This is a genomic window from Massilia luteola, assembly GCF_034420155.1.
Lineage (GTDB): Bacteria > Pseudomonadota > Gammaproteobacteria > Burkholderiales > Burkholderiaceae_D > Telluria > Telluria luteola.
Map to the genome: position 1 here is coordinate 104595 of NZ_JAXOFN010000022.1, position 19220 is coordinate 123814.

The following is a 19220-nucleotide window of genomic DNA, read 5'->3' on the forward strand; positions in this document are numbered from 1 at the left end:
TCCCATTCACCCGCAGTCGACAATGGTTTCGCCCCAAGCCCCCTCCAAGATGAGCGCCCCGATCGATCCGGTCCGCGTGCGCCAGCTGTTCGCCGACCCCGTCCGGGTCGCTCCCTCCGATTTCCTGCGGCGCGAGATCGCCCGTCGCATGTTCGACCGCCTCACGCTCGTCAAGACGGCGCCGCGCCAGGTGCTGGACGCCGGCTGCGGCACGGGCGTCGACATCGCCGAACTGCAAAAGCGCTATCCGGCCGCGCAAGTGCTGGGCCTGGATGCCGTGCCGGCCATGCTGGCGGCCGCCGGGGCCGGGCAGGCGCCGCGCTCCCTGCTCAGCCGTTTGCTCCCGGCCAAGGCCGGCATCGATCTCGTTTGCGGCGACTTCGGCAACCTGCCGTTCGGGCCGAACTCGCTCGACCTCGTGTGGTCGAACCTGGCATTGCACTGGCATCCCCAGCCCGACCGCGTGTTCGCCGAATGGCGCCGCGTGCTGCGCGTGGATGGGTTGCTGATGTTCTCGAACTTCGGTCCGGACACCTTCCGTGAATTGCGCGCCGCGTTCGCCGCGATGGACGAGACCCCGCACACGCTGCCGTTCGTCGACATGCACGACTTCGGCGACCAGCTCGTGGAAGCAGGGTTCACGACGCCCGTCATGGACATGGAGCAGATCACGGTCACGTACGACACGGCCGACAAGCTGCTCGCCGACGTGCGCGCGTTCGGCGGCAATCCGCTGGCCACGCGCCACCGCGGGCTCGTCGGCCGGGCGGCGTGGCGGCGCATGCGCGACGCGCTGGAGGCGGGGCGCCGCGCGGACGGCAAGCTCGGACTGACGTTCGAGGTCATCTACGGCCACGCATTCCGGCCCGCGCCGAAAACGACGGCCGCCGGCGAGGCGATCATCCGGTTCCAGCCGCCCAAGCCGCGCTGAGCATCGGCGGACCGGCGTACCGCGTTCCCGGCGCCCGCATGCAGCGTGTATACGATCGCGGTAATTTTCCTTGAATAAAAATTACCTGTTTCAGTATAATCAAAGACACTTTTTTCGACTGGATCAAAAAAGCGCTAAAAATTTAAGCACAAAAGCGTAAGGTCGAAGGTTGGAGCATCACCCGGGGAGATCGGACAGCGTATCCGGTGTCCCCCGCAAGCAAGGTTAGAAGTCATCGTCCATCCAGGGAGCCAGACGGTTCCCGGCCGGGCGGTGTCGAGTCCCGAAGCGTCCGCCGGCGCGACGGGAAGTGGTTGCGTTTAGTTTAAAAAGGATTTCGGAACGGAAGTTGTCTTCCGTGGCCTCCTCCATGGTCACCCATAGGAGGGTCGCTTCCGTTCAAGAAATTTCTCTTCTAAAGGTGGTTGGGGACAACATGACATATGCAAAACGATTCAAAGCGTTGATGCCCGGTCTCGCGTTAGCGGTGGCCAGCATCCCGGTATTCGCGGAGCCCGGGCCCGTCGTGACCGGACGTCCGGAAGCGCTTCAGCTGAACCTGCAGCAGCCCGTCACGGGCATCGCAGCCTATATCTACAGCCTGCACAACTGGATGATGATCGTCTGCCTGATCATCTTCCTCGCCGTCTTCGGCGTCATGTTCTACTCGGTGTTCAAGCACCGCAAATCCCTCGGCCACAAACCGGCCACCTTCCACGAATCCACGACGGTCGAAATCGCCTGGACCATCATACCGTTCCTGATCGTCATCGGCATGGCCCTGCCGGCCACGCACGCCGTCGTGCAGATGAAGGATACGTCGAACGCCGATCTCACGGTCAAGGTCACCGGCATGCAGTGGAAGTGGGGTTACGACTACCTGAAGGGCGAGGGCGAAGGCGTCTCGTTCCTGTCGAACCTGGCCACGCCGCGCACCCAGGTGGGCGAACCGGGCATCGCGCCGACCGAGAAGCGCACCGAAAACTACCTGCTCGAGGTCGACAATCCCCTCGTCGTCCCGGTCGGCAAGAAGGTCCGCCTCGTGCTGACCGCCAACGACGTGATCCACTCGTGGACCATTCCCGCCTTCGCCGTCAAGCAGGACGCCATCCCCGGCTTCGTGCGCGACACGTGGTTCAAGGCCGAGCAGATCGGCACCTACCGCGGCAGCTGCGTCGAGCTGTGCGGCAAGGACCACGCCTTCATGCCGATCGTCGTGAAGGTGGTCTCGGCCGATGACTACACCGCGTGGGTCAACGGTGAGAAGAAACGCATGGCCGCGCTGTCCGACGACCCGAACAAGGTCTGGACCATCGACGAGCTCAAGACGAAAGGCGAAAAAGTCTTTGCGTCCAACTGCGTGGCCTGCCACCAGGCCAGCGGCCAGGGCATCCCTGGCGCGTTCGCCCCGCTGGTCGGTTCGCCGGTCGTGCTGGGTCCGAAGGCCGCACAGATCGACGTGCTGCTGAACGGTAAGCACAGCGGCAAGTATCCATCGGCGATGCCGTCTTGGAAGCAATTGTCGGATTCCGAGATCGCTTCCGTCATCACCTTTACCCGCAACAACTGGACCAACAAGGCCGACGAAAACATCGTCCAGCCGTCCGAGGTCCTGGCTGCACGCGGCAAATAAGGCAGACAAGGCTCAACAAGCGTTTGGATTCAAGGGACCGGGCCGTCGCGCCACCGCAAACGGCCCTTGTTGTCCCGCACGACTAGGATACTGACATGACTTCCAGCACCATCGATCACTCGCACGACCACGGCCACGATCACGCACACGACCACCCGGTCGGCCTGCGCCGCTGGCTTTTCGCCACCAACCACAAGGACATCGGTACGCTGTACCTGTGGTTCGCGTTCACCATGCTGCTCTCGGGCGGCGTGCTGGCGCTGATGATCCGCACCGAGCTGTTCCAGCCCGGCCTGCAGTTTTTCCGCCCCGAATTCTTCAACCAGCTGACCACCATGCACGGCATCGTGATGGTGTTCGGCGCGATCATGCCGGCGTTCGTCGGCTTCGCCAACTGGATGATCCCGCTGCAGATCGGCGCATCCGACATGGCGTTCGCGCGCATGAACAACTTCTCGTTCTGGCTGCTGCCGCCGGCCGCACTCCTGCTGGCGACGTCGTTCTTCGTGCCGGGCGGCGCCACCGCGGCCGGCTGGACGCTGTACGCGCCGCTGTCGACGCAGATGGGCCCGGGCATGGACATGGCGATCTTCGCCCTGCACATCATGGGCGCGTCGTCGATCATGGGCTCGATCAACATCATCGTCACGATCCTGAACATGCGCGCGCCGGGCCTGACGCTGATGAAGATGCCGATGTTCTGCTGGACCTGGCTGATCACCGCCTACCTGCTGATCGCCGTGATGCCCGTGCTGGCCGGCGCCATCACCATGACCCTGACCGACCGCCACTTCGGCACGTCGTTCTTCAACGCCGCCGGCGGCGGCGACCCGGTGATGTACCAGCACATCTTCTGGTTCTTCGGCCACCCCGAGGTCTACATCATGATCCTGCCGGCGTTCGGCATCGTCTCGCAGATCATCCCGGCCTTCGCCCGCAAGCCGCTGTTCGGCTACGCGTCGATGGTGTACGCGACCGCGTCGATCGCGATCCTGTCGTTCATCGTCTGGGCGCACCACATGTTCACGACCGGCATGCCGGTGACGAGCCAGCTGTTCTTCATGTACGCCACCATGCTGATCGCGGTGCCGACCGGCGTGAAGGTGTTCAACTGGGTCGCCACGATGTGGAAGGGCTCGATGACCTTTGAAACCCCGATGCTGTTCGCCGTCGGCTTCATCTTCGTGTTCACGATGGGCGGCTTCACGGGCCTGATCCTGGCCGTGACCCCGATCGACATCCAGATGCAGGACACCTATTACGTCGTCGCCCACTTCCACTACGTGCTGGTGGCGGGTTCGCTGTTTGCCCTGTTCGCCGGCTTCTACTACTGGGCGCCGAAGTGGACCGGCCACATGTATCCGGAATGGCGCGGCAAGTTCCACTTCTGGAACTCGCTGGTCTGGTTCAACGTGACGTTCTTCCCGATGCACTTCCTGGGCCTGGCCGGCATGCCGCGCCGCTACGCCGACTATGCCGTGCAGTTCACCGACTTCAACCAGGTCGTGTCGATCGGCGCCTTCCTGTTCGGCCTGTCGCAGGTGTATTTCCTGCTCTTCGTCGTGGTGCCGACCATCCGCGGCGGCAAGCAGGCCGACGCGAAGCCGTGGGAAGGCGCCGAAGGCCTGGAGTGGACCGTGCCGAGCCCGGCGCCGTTCCACACCTTCGAAACCCCGCCGCTGGTGAAGTGAGGCCGCGATGACCGATCATCGTTCGCAGCAGCAGAAGAAGGCCAACCTGCGCACGGCCCTGTGGCTGGCCGGGCTGGCGCTGTTCTTCTTCGTGATGCTGTTCGTCAAGCGCCTGTGGCTGAGCTGAGGACGTCATGCAAGCGGAAAAGAACGCGGGCCGCCACGAGGAAAGTGGCCGCCTGCGGCTAAACCGGACCACGCTCGCCAAGCTGCTGGTGGTCGCGGCCATCATGTTCGGCTTCGGCTATGCCATGGTGCCGATCTACCGCCAGGTGTGCGAAGTGCTCGGCATTAACGTGCTCACGCAAAAGGACGGCACGGTGGCACCCCCGGCCAACACCCAGGTCGACAAGGCGCGCACGGTCACCGTCGTCCTGGACGGCAACTCCCAGGGCCCGTGGCGCTTCCGCCCGACGCAGCGCAGCATCGACGTGCACCCGGGCGAGATGGCGACAGTGATCTACGAAGTCGTGAACACGCAGGCGCGCACCGTGAAGGCGCAGGCCATCCCGAGTTACGCGCCGCAGTCGGCCCAGCCGTATTTCAAGAAGGTCGAGTGCTTCTGCTTCAAGGAGCAGATATTGAAACCGAACGAGGCGCGCCAGATGCCGGTCGTGTTCTTCATCGATCGGAAACTGCCGCGCGAGGTGAAGGACATCACGCTGTCGTACACGTTCTTCGAAGTCGGCGCCGTGACGGCGCAGAAGTGATATGGCAAACGACGACGATCCGCAGCACCGTCCGCCCGCACGGACGCAGACCTTCGGGGCCACGATGAAAGCCGTGTTCTGGTCGTTTTTCGGCGTGCGCAAGCGCCGCGACTACGAGCACGACGCGGCCAACCTGAACCCGGTCCACGTGATCGTGGGCGCCCTGATCGGGGTGGCGGTGTTCATCGGCATCCTGGTGCTGGTGGTGCGGATGGTCGTCGCCAACAGTTAAAAATATAAGCAACACGAAAGCAGGGAAGCGCAGCACCCCGGAATTCGAAACAATGCTTGATTGAGGAGATATACATGAGTTCACCCAATACCGCGCCGTACTATTTCGTCCCCGCTCCGTCCAGGTGGCCGCTGGCAGCCGGCATGTCGATGCTGTGCACGATGGCCGGCGCTTCCGGCTGGGTCAACGGGGCCGCCTGGGGCCCCGGCGTGTGCACGGCCGGCATCGTGGCGATGCTGATCGTGCTGTACAACTGGTTCGGCGACGCGATCGGCGAGTCGGAATCGGGCAAGTACAACGAGCGCATCGACCTGTCCTACCGCTGGTCGATGAGCTGGTTCATCTTTTCCGAGGTGATGTTCTTCGGCGCCTTCTTCGGCGCGCTGTTCTACGCACGCACGATCTCGATGCCGTGGCTGTCCGACCTCGACCATAAAATCATCTGGCCGGATTTTTCCGGCCACTGGGGCAATATCGGCCCGGCCGGCACCGTCGAGCAGTTCAGCACGATGGGCCCGTTCCCGATCCCGACCATCAACACGGCGCTGCTGCTGAGCTCGGGCGTGACCCTGACCATCGCCCACCACGCGCTGCGCGCCGGCCACCGCGCCCGCACGGCACTGTTCCTGTTCGCGACGATCCTGCTGGGCGCCACCTTCATGGGCTTCCAGGCGTACGAATACCACCACGCCTATACCGAACTGAACCTGAAGCTGACCTCGGGCATCTACGGCTCGACCTTCTTCATGCTCACGGGCTTCCACGGCTTCCACGTGACGATGGGGGCGATCATGCTGTCCGTCGTGCTGTACCGCGTGCTGCGCGGCCACTTCACACCGGAACACCATTTCGCGTTCGAGGGCGCGGCGTGGTACTGGCACTTCGTCGACGTCGTGTGGCTGGGGCTGTATATCGTCGTGTACTGGTTGTAAATCAACCAATTTATGAACGTCGTCCCCGCGCAGGCGGGGACCGAAGTTTTTGCGTTACCTATGGCGCAAGCAAAATTGGGTCCCCGCCTCCGCGGGGACGACGTGTTTATGACGTGCTTAAAACGTGTTTATGACGTGCTTAGAACGTCCTTGCGACATGCTGACGATGCGCTTATGAATGCAGCCCTTTCGGCTGAATCCACCCCATCTTGTACGAGAACAGCACGAGCAGGAACAGCGCGATCGACAGCCCGACCCGCATCGCCAGCGCCTGGACGGTCCGGTTGCTGCGGCCCTTGTCGCGCATCAGGAAGAAGAGGGCGGAGGCAAGGCTGCCGATGATGAGCACGAAGGCGATGGCGACGACGATTTTCATGGGCGGCCGATGAGTTTGGTTGTTAGGGTTTCACTATCATTGTATGCGACTCCGCTTCCGTTTTAGAACCATTCCTTTCCTGGCGACGCTCGTGCTGGTCGCGCTCGGGATCGCGCTGGGCAACTGGCAGGTGCGGCGCGCGGCGGAAAAGACGGCGCTGCAGGCCCGGCTCACGCAGCGCGCCGCCTTGCCGCCCGTCGTGCTCGACGGGACGCCGGTCGACCCCGCCGCCATCGAATATCGCCGTGTCAGCGTGACCGGCGAATTCGTCCCCGGCTGGCCGCTGTTCCTCGACAACCGGCCGCTCGACGGACGCACCGGATTCGTTTTGCTGATGCCGTTTACAATAGCGGCTACCGGCAAGGTGGTCCTCGTCGCGCGGGGCTGGCTGGCGCGCGATCCGGCCGTCCACGACCGCGTGCCGCACGTGGCCACGCCGGCCGGCCGCCGGACCATCGAGGGCCTCGCCGTACTGCATCCGGCGCGCGTGATGGAACTCGGCAAGGCGCCGCCGGCCAAGCCCGGCGCCATCGTGCAGAACGTCGATCCGGCCGGCTTCGCCCGGGCCAGCGGTTTGAGCGTGCTGCCCGTGCTGGTCGAGCAGACGAGCGTGGACGGCACCGGCGCAGCGGCCGCGGAACCGATCCGCACATGGCCGGCCCCCGCCGTCGACGTCGACCGCAACCAGGGCTATGCCTTCCAGTGGTACGCGCTGGCGGCGATGGCTTTCTTATTTTTTGTGATGACAGGATTTCGAAGTGGAACCAAACAAGCTGGCTGACGCAGCCGCGATCCCCGCCGATGCCGCCCCCCGCAAGCGCGGGCGCCGGATGCTGTGGCTGGTGCTGGCCGTGTGCGCCGCGCCGGTGATCGCCTCCTATTTCACCTACTACGTCATCAAGCCGCAGACGCGCAACAACTACGGCACGCTGATCGACCAGCGCGCCCACCCGGTCCCGGCCATGGCCACGACGACGCTGGACGGCCGTCCGCAGGCGCTGGACCAGTTCAAGGGCAAGTGGGTGATGCTGATGACGGGGCCGGGCGCCTGTCCGGACGCCTGCCAGAAGCAGTTGTTCGCCATGCGCCAGCTGCGCCTGATGCAGGGCAAAGAAGCCGACCGCATCGAACGCGTCTGGCTCATCACCGACAAGGAACCGCTTGACACCCTGACCATCCGCGAATACGACGGCACCCACATGCTGCGCGCCGACGCCGCGGCGGTGGCCGGCTGGCTGCCGGCCGACGCGGGCACGACGCCGGCCGACCACATCTACATGATCGACCCGCTGGGCCACCTGATGATGCGCTTCCCGAAAGACCCCGGGTTCAAGGACGTACGCAAGGTCTACAAGGACATCTACAAGCTGTTGAAGGCGTCGTCCGTCGGCTGAGCGCATCATGGAAGTCTCCAATTTCATCCTGCTGGCCCTGACCGGCATCCTGGCGGCCAGCGTGCCGCTCGCGCTCGTGTGGACGGCGACCGGCACGAACAAATACCGCAAGCTGGCGTGGGTGATCGCCTTCTTCACGTTCGACCTGATCGTGTTCGGCGGTTTTACGCGCCTCACGGATTCCGGCCTCGGCTGTCCGGACTGGCCCGGCTGCTACGGCGAAGCGAACCCGTTCCTCGCGCACGCCCACATCGCCGCGGCCGAGGCGCTGATGCCCACCGGGCCCGTGACGACGATGAAAGCGTGGATCGAGATGATCCACCGCTTCCTCGCGATGGGCATCGGCGTCATGATCATCGGCCTGATGGCCGCCTCCTGGCTGGAATGGCGCCGCGCGCGCGCGCGCGGCGGCAAACCCGCGCACGGCCCGCTGCTGCCGACCGTCATGTTCCTGTGGGTGTGCGTGCAGGGCGCGTTCGGCGCCTGGACCGTCACCATGAAGCTGCAGCCGATCATTGTCACCCTGCACCTGCTGTTCGGCCTGACCCTGCTGGCGCTGGCCGTCTGGCTGGGCGGCCGCGAGGACAGGCTGACGGCGCCGCCGCGCTTTTCTCCCGTGGCCGCGCCGGTGTCCGTGCTGCGCCGCCTGCGTCCGCTGGCGTGGCTGGCGGGCGCCGTGTTACTGGTGCAACTGGCACTGGGCGGGTGGGTGAGTACCAATTACGCGACACTGGCGTGCAGCGATTTCCCGCTTTGTAATGGACAAATTGTCCCAGAGATGGATTGGCAACACGGCTTCACGTTGTGGCGCGAGCTGGGCAAGACGGCCGCCGGCCACTACCTGCCGTTCTCCGCGCTGACGGCGATCCACTGGGTGCACCGCAACTTCGCGCTCGTCGTCGTGCTCGTGCTGGGCTATACGGCCTGGCGCGCCTGGCGCCTGCCGGGCCTGCACGGCACGGCGCGCAACCTCGCGCTGGTGCTTGCCGCGCAGGCAACGACGGGCATCGCGACGGTGTTCCTGAACTTTCCCTTGCCGATCGCCGTGCTTCACAACGCGGGCGCGGCGGGTCTCGTCCTTTTGGTGACCATGTTAAACTACAAGGTACAGTATCAACTCGAGCTGGCGCTGCGCAGTCCACGACGTGAGGCCGCGACGTCCGCGAGCCATCCATGATTACGCAAACCGCCATCCATAAACCGTCCAGCCGGATCGCCCAGTACTGGTCGCTGACCAAGCCGCGCGTCACCCAGCTGGCCGTCTTCTGCGCCGTGATCGGCATGTTCCTCGCCACCGACGGCTTCCCTGGCTGGCACGTGCTCGTCTGGGGCACGATCGGCATCTGGCTGCTGGCCGGCGCCGCCTTCGCCGTCAACTGCCTGATCGAGGCCGAAGTCGACGCCCGCATGGCCCGCACCGCGCGCCGCGCCACCGCGATGGGCGAGCTGTCGCCCACGCAGGTCCTGATCTTTTCCGCCATCATCGGCGGCGCCGGCATGGGCATCCTGTACACGCTGGTCAATCCGCTGACGATGTGGCTGACGTTCGTCACCTTCGTCGGCTATGCGCTGATCTACACGATCCTGCTGAAGCCGAACACGCCGCAGAACATCGTCATCGGCGGCCTGTCGGGCGCGATGCCGCCGGCCCTCGGCTGGGCCGCCGTCGCGGGCGACGTGCCGATGCAGGCGTGGCTGCTCGTGCTGATCATCTTCGTCTGGACCCCGCCGCATTTCTGGGCGCTCGCGATGTACCGCCGCGACGACTACGTGCGTTCCGGCCTGCCGATGCTGCCCGTCACGCACGGCATGCAGTACACGGGCCAGCAGGTCTGGCTGTACTCGGTGGCGCTGGCCGCGTGCACGCTGTTCCCGTACGCCGTCGGCATGAGCGGCATCGTGTACCTGGCGGCGGCCGTCGTGCTGAACGCGGTCTTCCTGCGCTACGGCTGGCTGATCCACAAGCACTACAGCGACCAGGTCGCGCGCAAGGCCTTCGCCTGGTCCATCGTCTACCTGTCGCTGCTGTTCGCCGCGCTGCTCGTCGACCACTACGTGAAACATTACCTCTAGACCCGATGATGAAAAAACCGCTGCTTCTCGTGGCCGCCTGCGCGCTGGCCATCTCCCTCGCCGCATGCGACAAGCTGCCGGGCAAGCAGCAGCAGGCCTCCTTCCAGAACACGGACGTCACCGGCCTCGATTACGCGAAAGGTTTTGCGCTGACCGACCACACCGGCAAGCCGCGCACGCTGGCCGACTTCAAGGGCAAGGTCGTCGTCGTCTTCTTCGGCTACACGCAGTGCCCGGACGTGTGCCCGACGACGATGGCGGAGATGGCGTCCGTGATGCAGAAACTGGGGCCGCTGGCCGACAAGGTGCAGGTCCTGTTCATCACCCTCGACCCCGAGCGCGACACCCAGCAGCTGCTCGCCAACTACGTGCCCGCGTTCGACAAGCGCTTCATCGGCCTGCGCGGCACGCCCGAACAGACGGCGAAGACGGCCAAGGAATTCAAGGTGTTCTACGCGAAGGTGCCGGGCACGGACCCGGGCAGCTACACGATCGACCACACGGCCGGCAGCTACGTATTCGACCGCGACGGCCGCCTGCGCCTGTTCATCCGCCATGGCCAGGGCCCTGACCCTATCGTGCACGACCTCCGTCAGTTACTATCCTGATATCGTAAATCGAGCCGCATCAGGAGAGGCATGGATCGCCGACCAGGTAGAAACGCCACGCGCGCCGGCGCCGTCATCCTGCTGACCCTCGGCTGCCTCTACGTCCTGCGCCCCTTCCTGGCCGCGATCCTGTTCGCGGCCGCCGTCGTCATCTCGTCCTGGCCGCTGTACCAGAAACTGCTGCACCGCCTGCGCGGCCGGCGCACGCTCGCCGCGCTCACGATGACGCTGTCGCTCACGCTGCTCGTGATCATCCCGCTGGCACTGGTCGCGTACAACCTCGCGGACAACGTGGCGGCGTCGTTCGACCAGATCCGCGCCGCGCTGAACCAGGGCGAGCTGCTGCCGCCCGCGTGGGTGCGCGACATCCCGCTCGTCGGCGACCAGCTCGATAACTACCTGCGCCAGCTCGTGGCCAGCCGCGAGCGCATGATGGAGCTGGCGCAGCGCCTGGTCGAACCGACCCGGCACGCGCTGCTGTCCGGCGGGTTGATGCTGGGTGCCGGCGTCGCGCAGATGAGCCTCGCCGCGTTCGTCAGCTTCTTTTTCTACCGCGACGGCGAGACGCTGACGGCCGTCATCGGCGCCGCCATGCGCCGCATCATGGACGAGGAGGCGGCGTCGGTCACGGAGATCGTCAGCCAGACCGTGCGCGGCGTGATGTACGGCCTGCTCGGCACCGCGCTGGCGCAGGCGCTCGTCGCGGCGCTCGGCTTCTCCATCGCGGGCGTGCCCGCGGTGCCGCTGCTGTCGGTGCTCGTGTTCGTGTCGTCGCTGATCCCCGTCGGGCCCCCGATCGTGTGGGGCGGGGCGGCCGTCTGGCTGTTCACGCAGGGCGAGACGGGATGGGGCATCTTCATGCTCGTGTGGGGCTTCTTCCTGATCAGCGGCGTCGACAACGTCGTGCGTCCGATGCTGATCAGCCGCGGCTCCAGCCTGCCGTTCCTGCTCACGCTCCTGGGCGTGCTGGGCGGCGTGATGGCGTTCGGCTTCGTCGGCATGTTCATCGGGCCGACCCTGCTCGCGGTGGGCTATTCGCTGATGAGCGGGTGGACCCATACGCGCGACCCGATCGTGAAGCAGAACGGCGACGGCGTCTAGCGGCGCTGTCGAGCCGCCGGCCACACCATCTGTTCCGTCAGCACGTCGCCACCGTCGGCCGCGAAGCCGAGCGCGTCGTACAGCCGGCGGGCCGCCGGATTGTCGCGCCTTACCGTGAGCGCCAGCGTGGCGCCGCTGTCGCGGGCGCGGATCTGCAGGGCGCGCAACAGCGCCGCGCCGTGACCCTGGCCACGGGCCTGCGGCAGCAAGGCGACGTCGACGATGCGCCACTGTGGCATGCTGCGATCGACGAGCAGCCGGCCCACTGGCACGCCGGCGCGCTCGATGACCAGGCTGTCGGCATCCGGGAACGCTTGCCGGTAACCCGCCGTCTGCGCATGCCACTGCATGTCGATCAGCATCGCGAACAAGGCAGGCCCGGCGTCGACGGCACGCAGGTCGTCGCGCGTCGTCGCAAATAATGCCTTGAGAAAGGCGTCGTCGGCAGGCTGCGCGGGACGCGCGTGCAAATGGTCGAGGGCGAGTGTCAGCATGGTGAAGAATGATTGAGCTCGCACACGCGATCGCTCATAATGGGTTCGGCTCATATTGAACAATTGTCATGCACCCAAGCCTCGAACTTTTCACGCCGCTGCTCGGCACCGACTTCACGGTCGAGACCCAGGCCGGCCCCGTCGTGCTGCGCCTGGAGGGCTGCACCGAAGCGCCGCGCCGCGGCTTGCCGGAACAGTTCCGTGCCCCCCTGTCGCTGATCTTCAGTGGGCCACGCCAGCCGGTCCTTGCCCAGGACAACTTCGCCATCGAGCACCCGGCGCTGGCGCGCCAGGTATGGTGCATTGCGCCCGTGATGCCGCCGCTGCCCGGCACGCAGGGCAGCGTCGCGACGCCGCCCGACCGGCAGCGCTATCAAGTGCTGTTCGCATGACGGATGGCGGCGGGAGGCACTGCCCGCCGCCGCGGTGTCACGGCCGGGACGGATAGTAGCCGTTCACGCAGATGATGTAATTGAGACCGATGAAAGGCGGCATCATCGGCGGCAGGTTCACGACCGTGGTCACCGGGATCGGCGCCGGTGACGCCGAACCGGTCATGGCATTGGTCACCGTGCCGCCCGTGATCCCGCCGCCGCTGCCGCCGGTCGCCGTTGCCGCCGCCGTGTTCAATGCCGTGGTGCCGGCGTTCGCCGTGGCGACGTAGCCGCTCGGTGCCGCGCTCAGGCCGCTGCCTTTCAGGGGCGCCATATAGCCGTTGGCGAGTGGTGTCGGGCTGGTCGCCGCATCGTTGCTGACATGCAGCGTGACGGTCGGCTGGGACGCGGCACCGCCGCCGGTCGCTGCGAAGGTGGCGGTATGGGTGTGCTCCGGCAACTGGTTCACGTTGCTGATCGTGCCTGTGCCTGCTGCCTGGAGCGCGGTCGCGGTGGTGCCGCCTTTCTCGGCCCAGGCCAGGTTTGTCACGGGGCCCTGGCCGGGCTGGACCGGCACCCGGCCGCGCAAGTCCGGCAGCGCGAAGGTGGTGACGCCATCGCCCCCGAAGACATTGCTGATGAGGGAGAACAGGGCCTGGTATTGGGTCACTTGCAGCAATTGCCCCTGGCATAGCAGCCAGTCTTGCGGCGCCCAGTTGAAACTGACCAGATTGATTTGTCCTACGTATGCCTCTGCCATGATGCTCCTTTGTTTGTGAAGTTAACAGAGCCGGCATCGTTGCAAGGCCGGCGGCGCATCCGCAGGCCCGTTGCCTGCGGCTGACCTGGCACACCTCTACAGCGTTGGAATGCTGGTCGAGATGGTGCCGATCAATGCCACTTTTTCGGCCGAATCCGCAAAGGCGAGCAGTACGTCGCCCCGGTCGGCGCGGCCGCCGGCAAGCGAATCGACCCAATACTGCGCCTCGTTGCCGACAGGCTCGCGGTGCAGTGCGGTCTCGTACAGCGTATCGACGAACCGGACGTCATCCATCCCGCTGTACTGGCCCGAGCTCTCGGCCGACATGACGAACGCGTTGGCGATGCCCGTCATGGCCATGCCGTTCTCGTGCGCGCCGATCCAGTAATTCAGTCCGGCTTCGTCGGGTGCGCGGTCGAACAGGGCGCTGTACATGCGCACGAGCGTCGCGACGTCGGTGGCATTGACATCGGTGTCGGCCGGCGCGATCGCCAGCATTTCGGCCGAATCGGCCACCGCCAGCGCCACATCGGCGCGGTGCGTGCCGGCGTCCAGCTTGCCGGTCCAGAAGGCCGTTTCGTCCACGCCGGCCGTGCGGTGCAGGGCGTTCTGGTACAGCGCCTGGACGAAGGCGGCGTCGCTCAGGCCGCTGTCGCCGCTCTGGTCGTACAGGCTGTGGGCGATCTGGGACAGGCTGGCGCCCTTGCCGCTTGCCGCGGTCGCCGCATCCAGGGTCTCCAGGCCGGCCGGGTGGCCGGTCAGCGCCTGCACCAGGCGGCCCGCGGTGCCATACGCCGAGGTATCGCTGGTCGCACCGGTAAAGTGCAATGCCTCGACGTTGGCCACCACGTCGGCGCCGTCCGGGCCGTCGTTCAGCTGCGTCACCACCAGTTTGCCGCCGGCCACGCGCATGCTGTAGTCGCTGCGATTGGCGCCGGCCAGCTGCAGCGTATCGTGGCCGGTGCCGCCGTCGATGGTGTCGTTGCCGGCGCCGCCGAACACGACGTCATCGCCGTCGTCGCCGAAGATCTGGTCGTTGCCCCCGGCGCTGCCGACGATGTCGTTGCCGCCGCCGCCGTGGAGCACGTCGTCGCCCGGTCCCAGATAGATGGTCTGGGATGCGCTGTCACCCCACACGTTCTGCTCGCCCGCGCCGCCGCTGACGCTGACGGCGCCGATCAGCGCCACGAATTCGACGTTGTTCAGTTCGATGCTGGTTCCGGCCGGCAGGCCACGGCCATCGAGCACGATTGCCGTGGCGGGGCTGCCGGCACTGGCCGCGGTGCCGTTGATCGCGAGGTGATCCGGGCCCGGCGTCACGCCGCCGGTTGCGGCGATCGGGACGATCGTCTGCACGATCAGTGGCGCGTCGGACGCCAGGTCGCCCAGGAAGCCGCTGCCGCCCCCGGTCAGCATGCCCTGGTCGTGCGACCCGGCCGCCGTGTGGGCCTGGATCTCGCGGATCAGGTCCGTCAGCGAGTCGCCGGCGGCCTTCGGCTGGGCGGAACCCGTTGCCTGCAAGCCGATACCGACCGGCACCTGCGTCGTCAACAGCGCGCTGCCGTCCGCGCCGTGCGCCAGCGGAATGTCGGCCACCGTGTTGTCGCCGACCTGGTCGACGCGCCCGGCGGTCACGATCGGAATGCTCAGCGCCTGCGAGACCGAGCCGTCGCTGTTGACGACGGTACCGACCTGCACGGCGACGCCGTCGACGGTGGGCTGGACCGGCGCCGTCGGCGCTGGCGTATTGTTCACGACGCTGGTGGCGCCGAGGCTCGCCGCATCGTTGCCGGCGGCGTCCTGGATGGCGTTGATGTCGTCGGCGCCGCCCGGATCGCCATACGCCACCGTGACCGCCGCACCATCCGCGACCGGTGACGCCAGGTTCAGCGTCACGGTGTGCGCCGCGGCGTCGACGGCGATCGCCGTGACGGAGACCGCGCGACCGCTCGCCGTCACGGTGAAGTCGCCGGCAACCGGCACATGGGTCGCATCCAGCAGGCCGGTGTCGGCATACGTCATGACAAGGGTCGCGCCATTGACGCTCGCGCCCAGGAAAGCGGGGGCGACCGCGTCCACCAGCACGCCGGTGGTCGCCGGCACGTGGCCGGACAGGGTCAGGTTGGCGTCGTTGCTGGCCGCGTCGCGGATGGTCGACGTGCCCGGCGTGATCGCGCCGACCGCGATGCCGCCGGCATCGGCGTCGCCTGCCTGCACCGTGTAGGTGTAGGTGATGGTGTTGCCGGCGCTGGACGCGAACGTGGCACTGCGCGTCGTGCCGCCGATGGTCAGGCCGAGGGTGCTGTCGGTGCCGGCGACGGTCACGTTCTCGTCGAAGGTGACGGTGAAATTCAGCGTCTGGCCGGCGACGTAGGTCGCGTTGGCCGGCACGGCGATATTGCCGGCGATGCTCGGAACCGTGGCATCGACCAGCACGCCGGTGGTGGACGGCAGGTGACCGGACAGGGTCAGGCTGGCGTCGTTGCCGGCCGCGTCGCGGATGGTGCTGGTGCCCGCCGTGATCGTGCCGACCGTGATGCCGTCAGCGTCCGTATCGCCTGCCTGCACGGTATAGCGGTAGGTGATCGTGTTGCCGCTGCTCGACAGGAAACTGGCGTTGTGCGCCGTCGCGCCGATCGTCAGGCCGAGGGTGCTGTCGCTGCCGGCGACGACGACGTTCTCGTCGAAGGTGACGGTGAAGTCGAGATTCTGGCCGGCCACGTAGGTGCCGTTGGCGGGCACGCTCACGTTGCCTGCGACCGTCGGTGCGATCGTGTCGACCAGGATGCCGGTGGTGGCGGGCACGTGACCGGAAAGCGCCAGCGTGGCGTTGTTGCCGGCCGCGTCGCGGATGGTCGAGGTGCCCGAAGAAATGGCGCCGACCGCGATGCCGTCGGCATCCGCGTCACCCGCCTGTACCGTGTAGGTGTAGGTGATCGAATTGGCCGTGCTGGACGCGAACGTGGCGCTGCGTCCCGTGCCGCCGATGGTCAACCCGAGGGTGCTGTCGGTGCCGGTGACCACGACGTTCTCGTCGAACGTGACGGTGAAATTCAGCGTCTGGCCGGCGACGTAGGTCGCGTTGGCGGGCACGCCGATATTCCCCGCTACCGCCGGCGCGACCGCGTCCACCAGCACGCCGGTGGTGGCCGGTACGTGGCCGGAGAGTGCGAGGTTGGCGTTATTGCCGGCCGCGTCGCGGATGGTGCTGGTGCCCGTTGTGATCGCGCCGACCGCGATGCCGTCGGTATCCGTGTCGCCCGCCTGCACCGTGTAGGTGTAGGTAACGGTGTTGCCGGCACTGGACGCGAACGCGGCACTGCGCGTCGTGCCGCCGATGGTCAGGCCGAGCGTGCTGTCGGTGCCGGTGACGGTCACGTTCTCGTCGAACGTGACGGTGAAGCTCAGCGTCTGGCCGGCGACGTAGGTCGCGTTGGCCGGCACGGCGATATTGCCGGCGATGCTCGGGACCGTGGCGTCGACCAGCACGCCGGTGGTGGACGGCAGGTGGCGGGACAGGGTCAGGCTGGCGTCGTTGCCGGCCGCGTCGCGGATGGTCGACGTGCCCGCCGTGATCGCGCCGACCGCGATGCCGTTGGCGTCCGTATCGCCGGCCTGCACGGTATAGCGGTAGGTGATCGTGTTGCCGCTGCTCGACAGGAAACTGGCGTTGTGCGCCGTCGCGCCGATCGTTACGCCGAGGGTGCTGTCGCTGCCGGCGACGACGACGTTTTCGTCGAATGTGACGGTGAAATCGAGATTCTGGCCGGCCACGTAGGTGCCGTTGGCGGGCACGCTCACGTTGCCGGCGACCGTCGGTGCGATCGTGTCGACCAGGATGCCGGTGGTGGCGGGCACGTGACCGGAAAGCGCCAGCGTGGCGTTGTTGCCGGCCGCGTCGCGGATGGTCGAGGTGCCGGGCGTGATCGCGCCGACCGCGATGCCGTCGGCATCCGTGTCACCCGCCTGTACCGTGTAGGTGTAGGTGATCGAATTGGCCGTGCTGGACGCGAACGTGGCGCTGCGCGTCGTGCCGCCGATGGTCAACCCGAGGGTGCTGTCGGTGCCGGTGACCACGACGTTCTCGTCGAACGTGACGGTGAAATTCAGCGTCTGGCCGGCGACGTAGGTCGCGTTGGCGGGCACGCCGATATTCCCCGCCACCGCGGGGGCGACCGCGTCCACCAGCACGCCGGTGGTGGCCGGCACGTGGCCGGACAGGGTCAGGTTGGCGTTATTGCCGGCCGCGTCGCGGATGGTGCTGGTGCCCGATGTGATTGCGCCGACCGCGATGCCGTCGGTATCGGCGTCGCCTGCCTGCACCGTGTAGGTGTAGGTAACAGTGTTGCCGGCACTGGACGCGAAGGTGGCGCTGCGCGTCGTGCCGCCGATCGTCAGGCCGAGTGTGCTGTCGGTGCCGGTGACGGTCACGTTCTCGTCGAACGTGACGGTGAAGCTCAGCGTCTGGCCGGCGACGTAGGTCGCGTTGGCCGGCACGGCGATATTGCCGGCGATGCTCGGGACCGTGGCATCGACCAGCACGCCGGTGGTGGACGGCAGGTGACCGGACAGGGTCACGCTGGCGTCGTTGCCGGCCGCGTCGCGGATGGTCGAGGTGCCTGGCGTGATCGCGCCGACCGCGATGCCGTCAGCGTCCGTATCGCCTGCCTGCACGGTATAGCGGTAGGTGACCGTGTTGCCGCTGCTCGACAGGAAACTGGCATCGTGCGCCGTCGTGCCGACAATCACGCCGAGCGTGCTGTCGCCGCCGGTGACGACGACGTTTTCGTCGAACGTGACAGTGAAGTCGAGATTCTGGCCGGCCACGTAGGTGCCGTTGGCGGGCACGCTCACGTTGCCAGCAACCGTCGGCGCGATGGTGTCGACCAGGATGCCGGTGGTGGCAGGTACGTGACCGGAAAGCGTCAGGCTGGCGTTGTTGCCGGCCGCGTCGCGGATGGTCGAGGTGCCCGAAGAAATGGCGCCGACCGCGATGCCGTCGGCATCGGCATCGCCCGCCTGCACCGTGTAGGTATAGGTGATCGAATTGGCCGTGCTGGACGCGAACGTGGCGCTGCGTCCCGTGCCGCCGATGGTCAGGCCGAGGGTGCTGTCGGTGCCGGTGACGGTGACGTTCTCGTCGAAGGTGACGGTAAAGCTCAGCGTTTGGCCGGCGACGTAGGTCGCGTTGGCGGGCACGCCGATATTCCCCACCACGGCGGGCGCGACCGCGTCCACCAGCACGCCGGTGGTCGCCGGCACGTGCCCGGACAGGGTCAGGTTGGCGTTATTGCCGGCCGCGTCGCGGATGGTACTGGTGCCCGTTGTGATCGCGCCGACCGCGATGCCGTCGGTATCGGCGTCGCCTGCCTGCACCGTGTAGGTGTAGGTGACGGTGTTGCCGGCGCTGGACGCGAACGTGGCGCTGCGCGTCGTGCCGCCGATCGTCAGGCCGAGCGTGCTGTCGGTGCCCGTGACGGTTACGCTCTCGTCGAACGTGACGGTGAAATTCAGCGTTTGGCCAGCGACGTAGGTCGCGTTGGCCGGCACGGCGATATTGCCGGCGACGCTCGGGACCGTGGCATCGACCAGCACGCCGGTGGTGGACGGCAGGTGACCGGACAGGGTCAGGCTGGCGTCGTTGCCGGCCGCGTCGCGGATGGTCGACGTGCCTGGCGTGATCGCGCCGACCGCGATGCCGTCGGCGTCCGTATCGCCGGCCTGCACGGTATAGCGGTAGGTGATCGTGTTGCCGCTGCTCGACAGGAAACTGGCGTTGTGGGCGGTCGTGCCGATCGTCACGCCGAGCGTGCTGTCGGTGCCGGCGACGACGACGTTCTCGTCGAACGTGACGGTGAAATCGAGATTCTGGCCGGCCACGTAGGTGCCGTTGGCGGGCACGCTCACGTTG

At 66.6% G+C, this 19220-nt stretch carries 18 protein-coding genes; 14 read left to right on the forward strand and 4 right to left on the reverse strand.

Annotated elements, in window-relative coordinates:
* The first annotated feature begins 49 nt into the window (after positions 1-49).
* The 7 genes from U9J41_RS20840 (at position 50) to U9J41_RS20870 (ending at position 6129) form a co-directional block, all read left to right on the forward strand.
* Positions 50-931, forward strand: coding sequence for a methyltransferase domain-containing protein (locus U9J41_RS20840; protein ID WP_322404078.1), 882 nt, complete (start codon positions 50-52; stop codon positions 929-931).
* A 436-nt stretch (positions 932-1367) separates the two neighbouring features.
* Positions 1368-2564, forward strand: coding sequence for a cytochrome c oxidase subunit II (coxB, locus tag U9J41_RS20845; RefSeq protein WP_322404079.1), 1197 nt, complete (start codon positions 1368-1370; stop codon positions 2562-2564).
* A gap of 95 nt (positions 2565-2659) precedes the next feature.
* Positions 2660-4255 carry a cytochrome c oxidase subunit I gene (gene ctaD / locus U9J41_RS20850; RefSeq protein WP_322404080.1) on the forward strand — a complete coding sequence of 532 codons (1596 nt, stop codon included), beginning with the start codon at positions 2660-2662 and terminating at the stop codon, positions 4253-4255.
* 7 nt (positions 4256-4262) lie between these two features.
* Positions 4263-4382 (forward strand): cytochrome oxidase small assembly protein, encoded by a 120-nt coding sequence (locus U9J41_RS20855; RefSeq protein ID WP_322404081.1) that lies wholly within the window; start codon positions 4263-4265, stop codon positions 4380-4382.
* 7 nt (positions 4383-4389) lie between these two features.
* Positions 4390-4965 (forward strand): cytochrome c oxidase assembly protein, encoded by a 576-nt coding sequence (locus tag U9J41_RS20860; protein WP_322404082.1) that lies wholly within the window; start codon positions 4390-4392, stop codon positions 4963-4965.
* 1 nt (position 4966) lies between these two features.
* Complete coding sequence (locus U9J41_RS20865) at positions 4967-5197, forward strand: DUF2970 domain-containing protein (protein WP_322404083.1); 231 nt, start codon at positions 4967-4969, stop codon at positions 5195-5197.
* 74 nt (positions 5198-5271) lie between these two features.
* A complete protein-coding gene (locus U9J41_RS20870) occupies positions 5272-6129 on the forward strand; it encodes a cytochrome c oxidase subunit 3 (RefSeq protein WP_322404084.1) in 858 nt (285 codons plus the stop codon).
* Positions 6130-6301: 172 nt separating this feature from the next.
* On the opposite strand, the gene U9J41_RS20875 is transcribed toward U9J41_RS20870, so the two are convergent.
* Complete coding sequence (locus tag U9J41_RS20875; protein WP_322404085.1) at positions 6302-6505, reverse strand: twin transmembrane helix small protein; 204 nt, start codon at positions 6503-6505, stop codon at positions 6302-6304.
* A gap of 43 nt (positions 6506-6548) precedes the next feature.
* Here U9J41_RS20875 and U9J41_RS20880 point away from each other — a divergent pair, with 43 nt between their 5' ends.
* From U9J41_RS20880 to U9J41_RS20905, 6 genes are read left to right on the forward strand one after another with little or no spacing between them, the layout of a single operon-like run.
* A complete protein-coding gene (locus U9J41_RS20880; RefSeq protein WP_322404086.1) occupies positions 6549-7286 on the forward strand; it encodes an SURF1 family protein in 738 nt (245 codons plus the stop codon).
* A gap of 49 nt (positions 7287-7335) precedes the next feature.
* Positions 7336-7899, forward strand: a complete 564-nt coding sequence (locus U9J41_RS20885) for an SCO family protein (RefSeq protein WP_322404095.1) — start codon at positions 7336-7338, stop codon at positions 7897-7899.
* A gap of 7 nt (positions 7900-7906) precedes the next feature.
* Positions 7907-9076 (forward strand): COX15/CtaA family protein, encoded by a 1170-nt coding sequence (locus U9J41_RS20890; RefSeq protein ID WP_322404087.1) that lies wholly within the window; start codon positions 7907-7909, stop codon positions 9074-9076.
* Positions 9073-9972, forward strand: a complete 900-nt coding sequence (cyoE, locus tag U9J41_RS20895) for a heme o synthase (RefSeq protein ID WP_322404088.1) — start codon at positions 9073-9075, stop codon at positions 9970-9972. The genes U9J41_RS20890 and cyoE overlap by 4 nt, the downstream gene beginning before the upstream one ends.
* An 8-nt stretch (positions 9973-9980) precedes the next feature.
* Positions 9981-10580 (forward strand): SCO family protein, encoded by a 600-nt coding sequence (locus U9J41_RS20900; RefSeq protein ID WP_322404096.1) that lies wholly within the window; start codon positions 9981-9983, stop codon positions 10578-10580.
* 30 nt (positions 10581-10610) lie between these two features.
* Entirely contained in the window at positions 10611-11681 is a 1071-nt protein-coding gene (locus U9J41_RS20905; protein ID WP_322404089.1) for an AI-2E family transporter, read from the forward strand.
* On the opposite strand, the gene U9J41_RS20910 is transcribed toward U9J41_RS20905, so the two are convergent.
* The gene (locus tag U9J41_RS20910) at positions 11678-12175 is read right to left on the reverse strand and encodes a GNAT family N-acetyltransferase (RefSeq protein WP_322404090.1); all 498 of its coding nucleotides are present in this window, start codon (positions 12173-12175) and stop codon (positions 11678-11680) included. The two genes, U9J41_RS20905 and U9J41_RS20910, sit on opposite strands and share 4 nt — an antisense overlap.
* 68 nt (positions 12176-12243) lie before the next feature.
* Between U9J41_RS20910 and U9J41_RS20915 the strand changes: the two genes are divergently transcribed.
* On the forward strand, positions 12244-12567 hold the full coding sequence (locus U9J41_RS20915; RefSeq protein WP_322404091.1) for a DUF6916 family protein: 324 nt from the start codon (positions 12244-12246) through the stop codon (positions 12565-12567).
* A 37-nt stretch (positions 12568-12604) separates the two neighbouring features.
* Here the strand turns inward: U9J41_RS20915 and U9J41_RS20920 are convergent, their stop codons facing one another.
* Together U9J41_RS20920 and U9J41_RS20925 are read right to left on the reverse strand one after the other, a co-directional pair.
* Positions 12605-13309 (reverse strand): phage tail protein, encoded by a 705-nt coding sequence (locus U9J41_RS20920; protein ID WP_322404092.1) that lies wholly within the window; start codon positions 13307-13309, stop codon positions 12605-12607.
* A gap of 96 nt (positions 13310-13405) precedes the next feature.
* Positions 13406-19210, reverse strand: coding sequence for a DUF4214 domain-containing protein (locus U9J41_RS20925; protein ID WP_322404093.1), 5805 nt, complete (start codon positions 19208-19210; stop codon positions 13406-13408).
* Positions 19211-19220 lie beyond the last annotated feature (10 nt).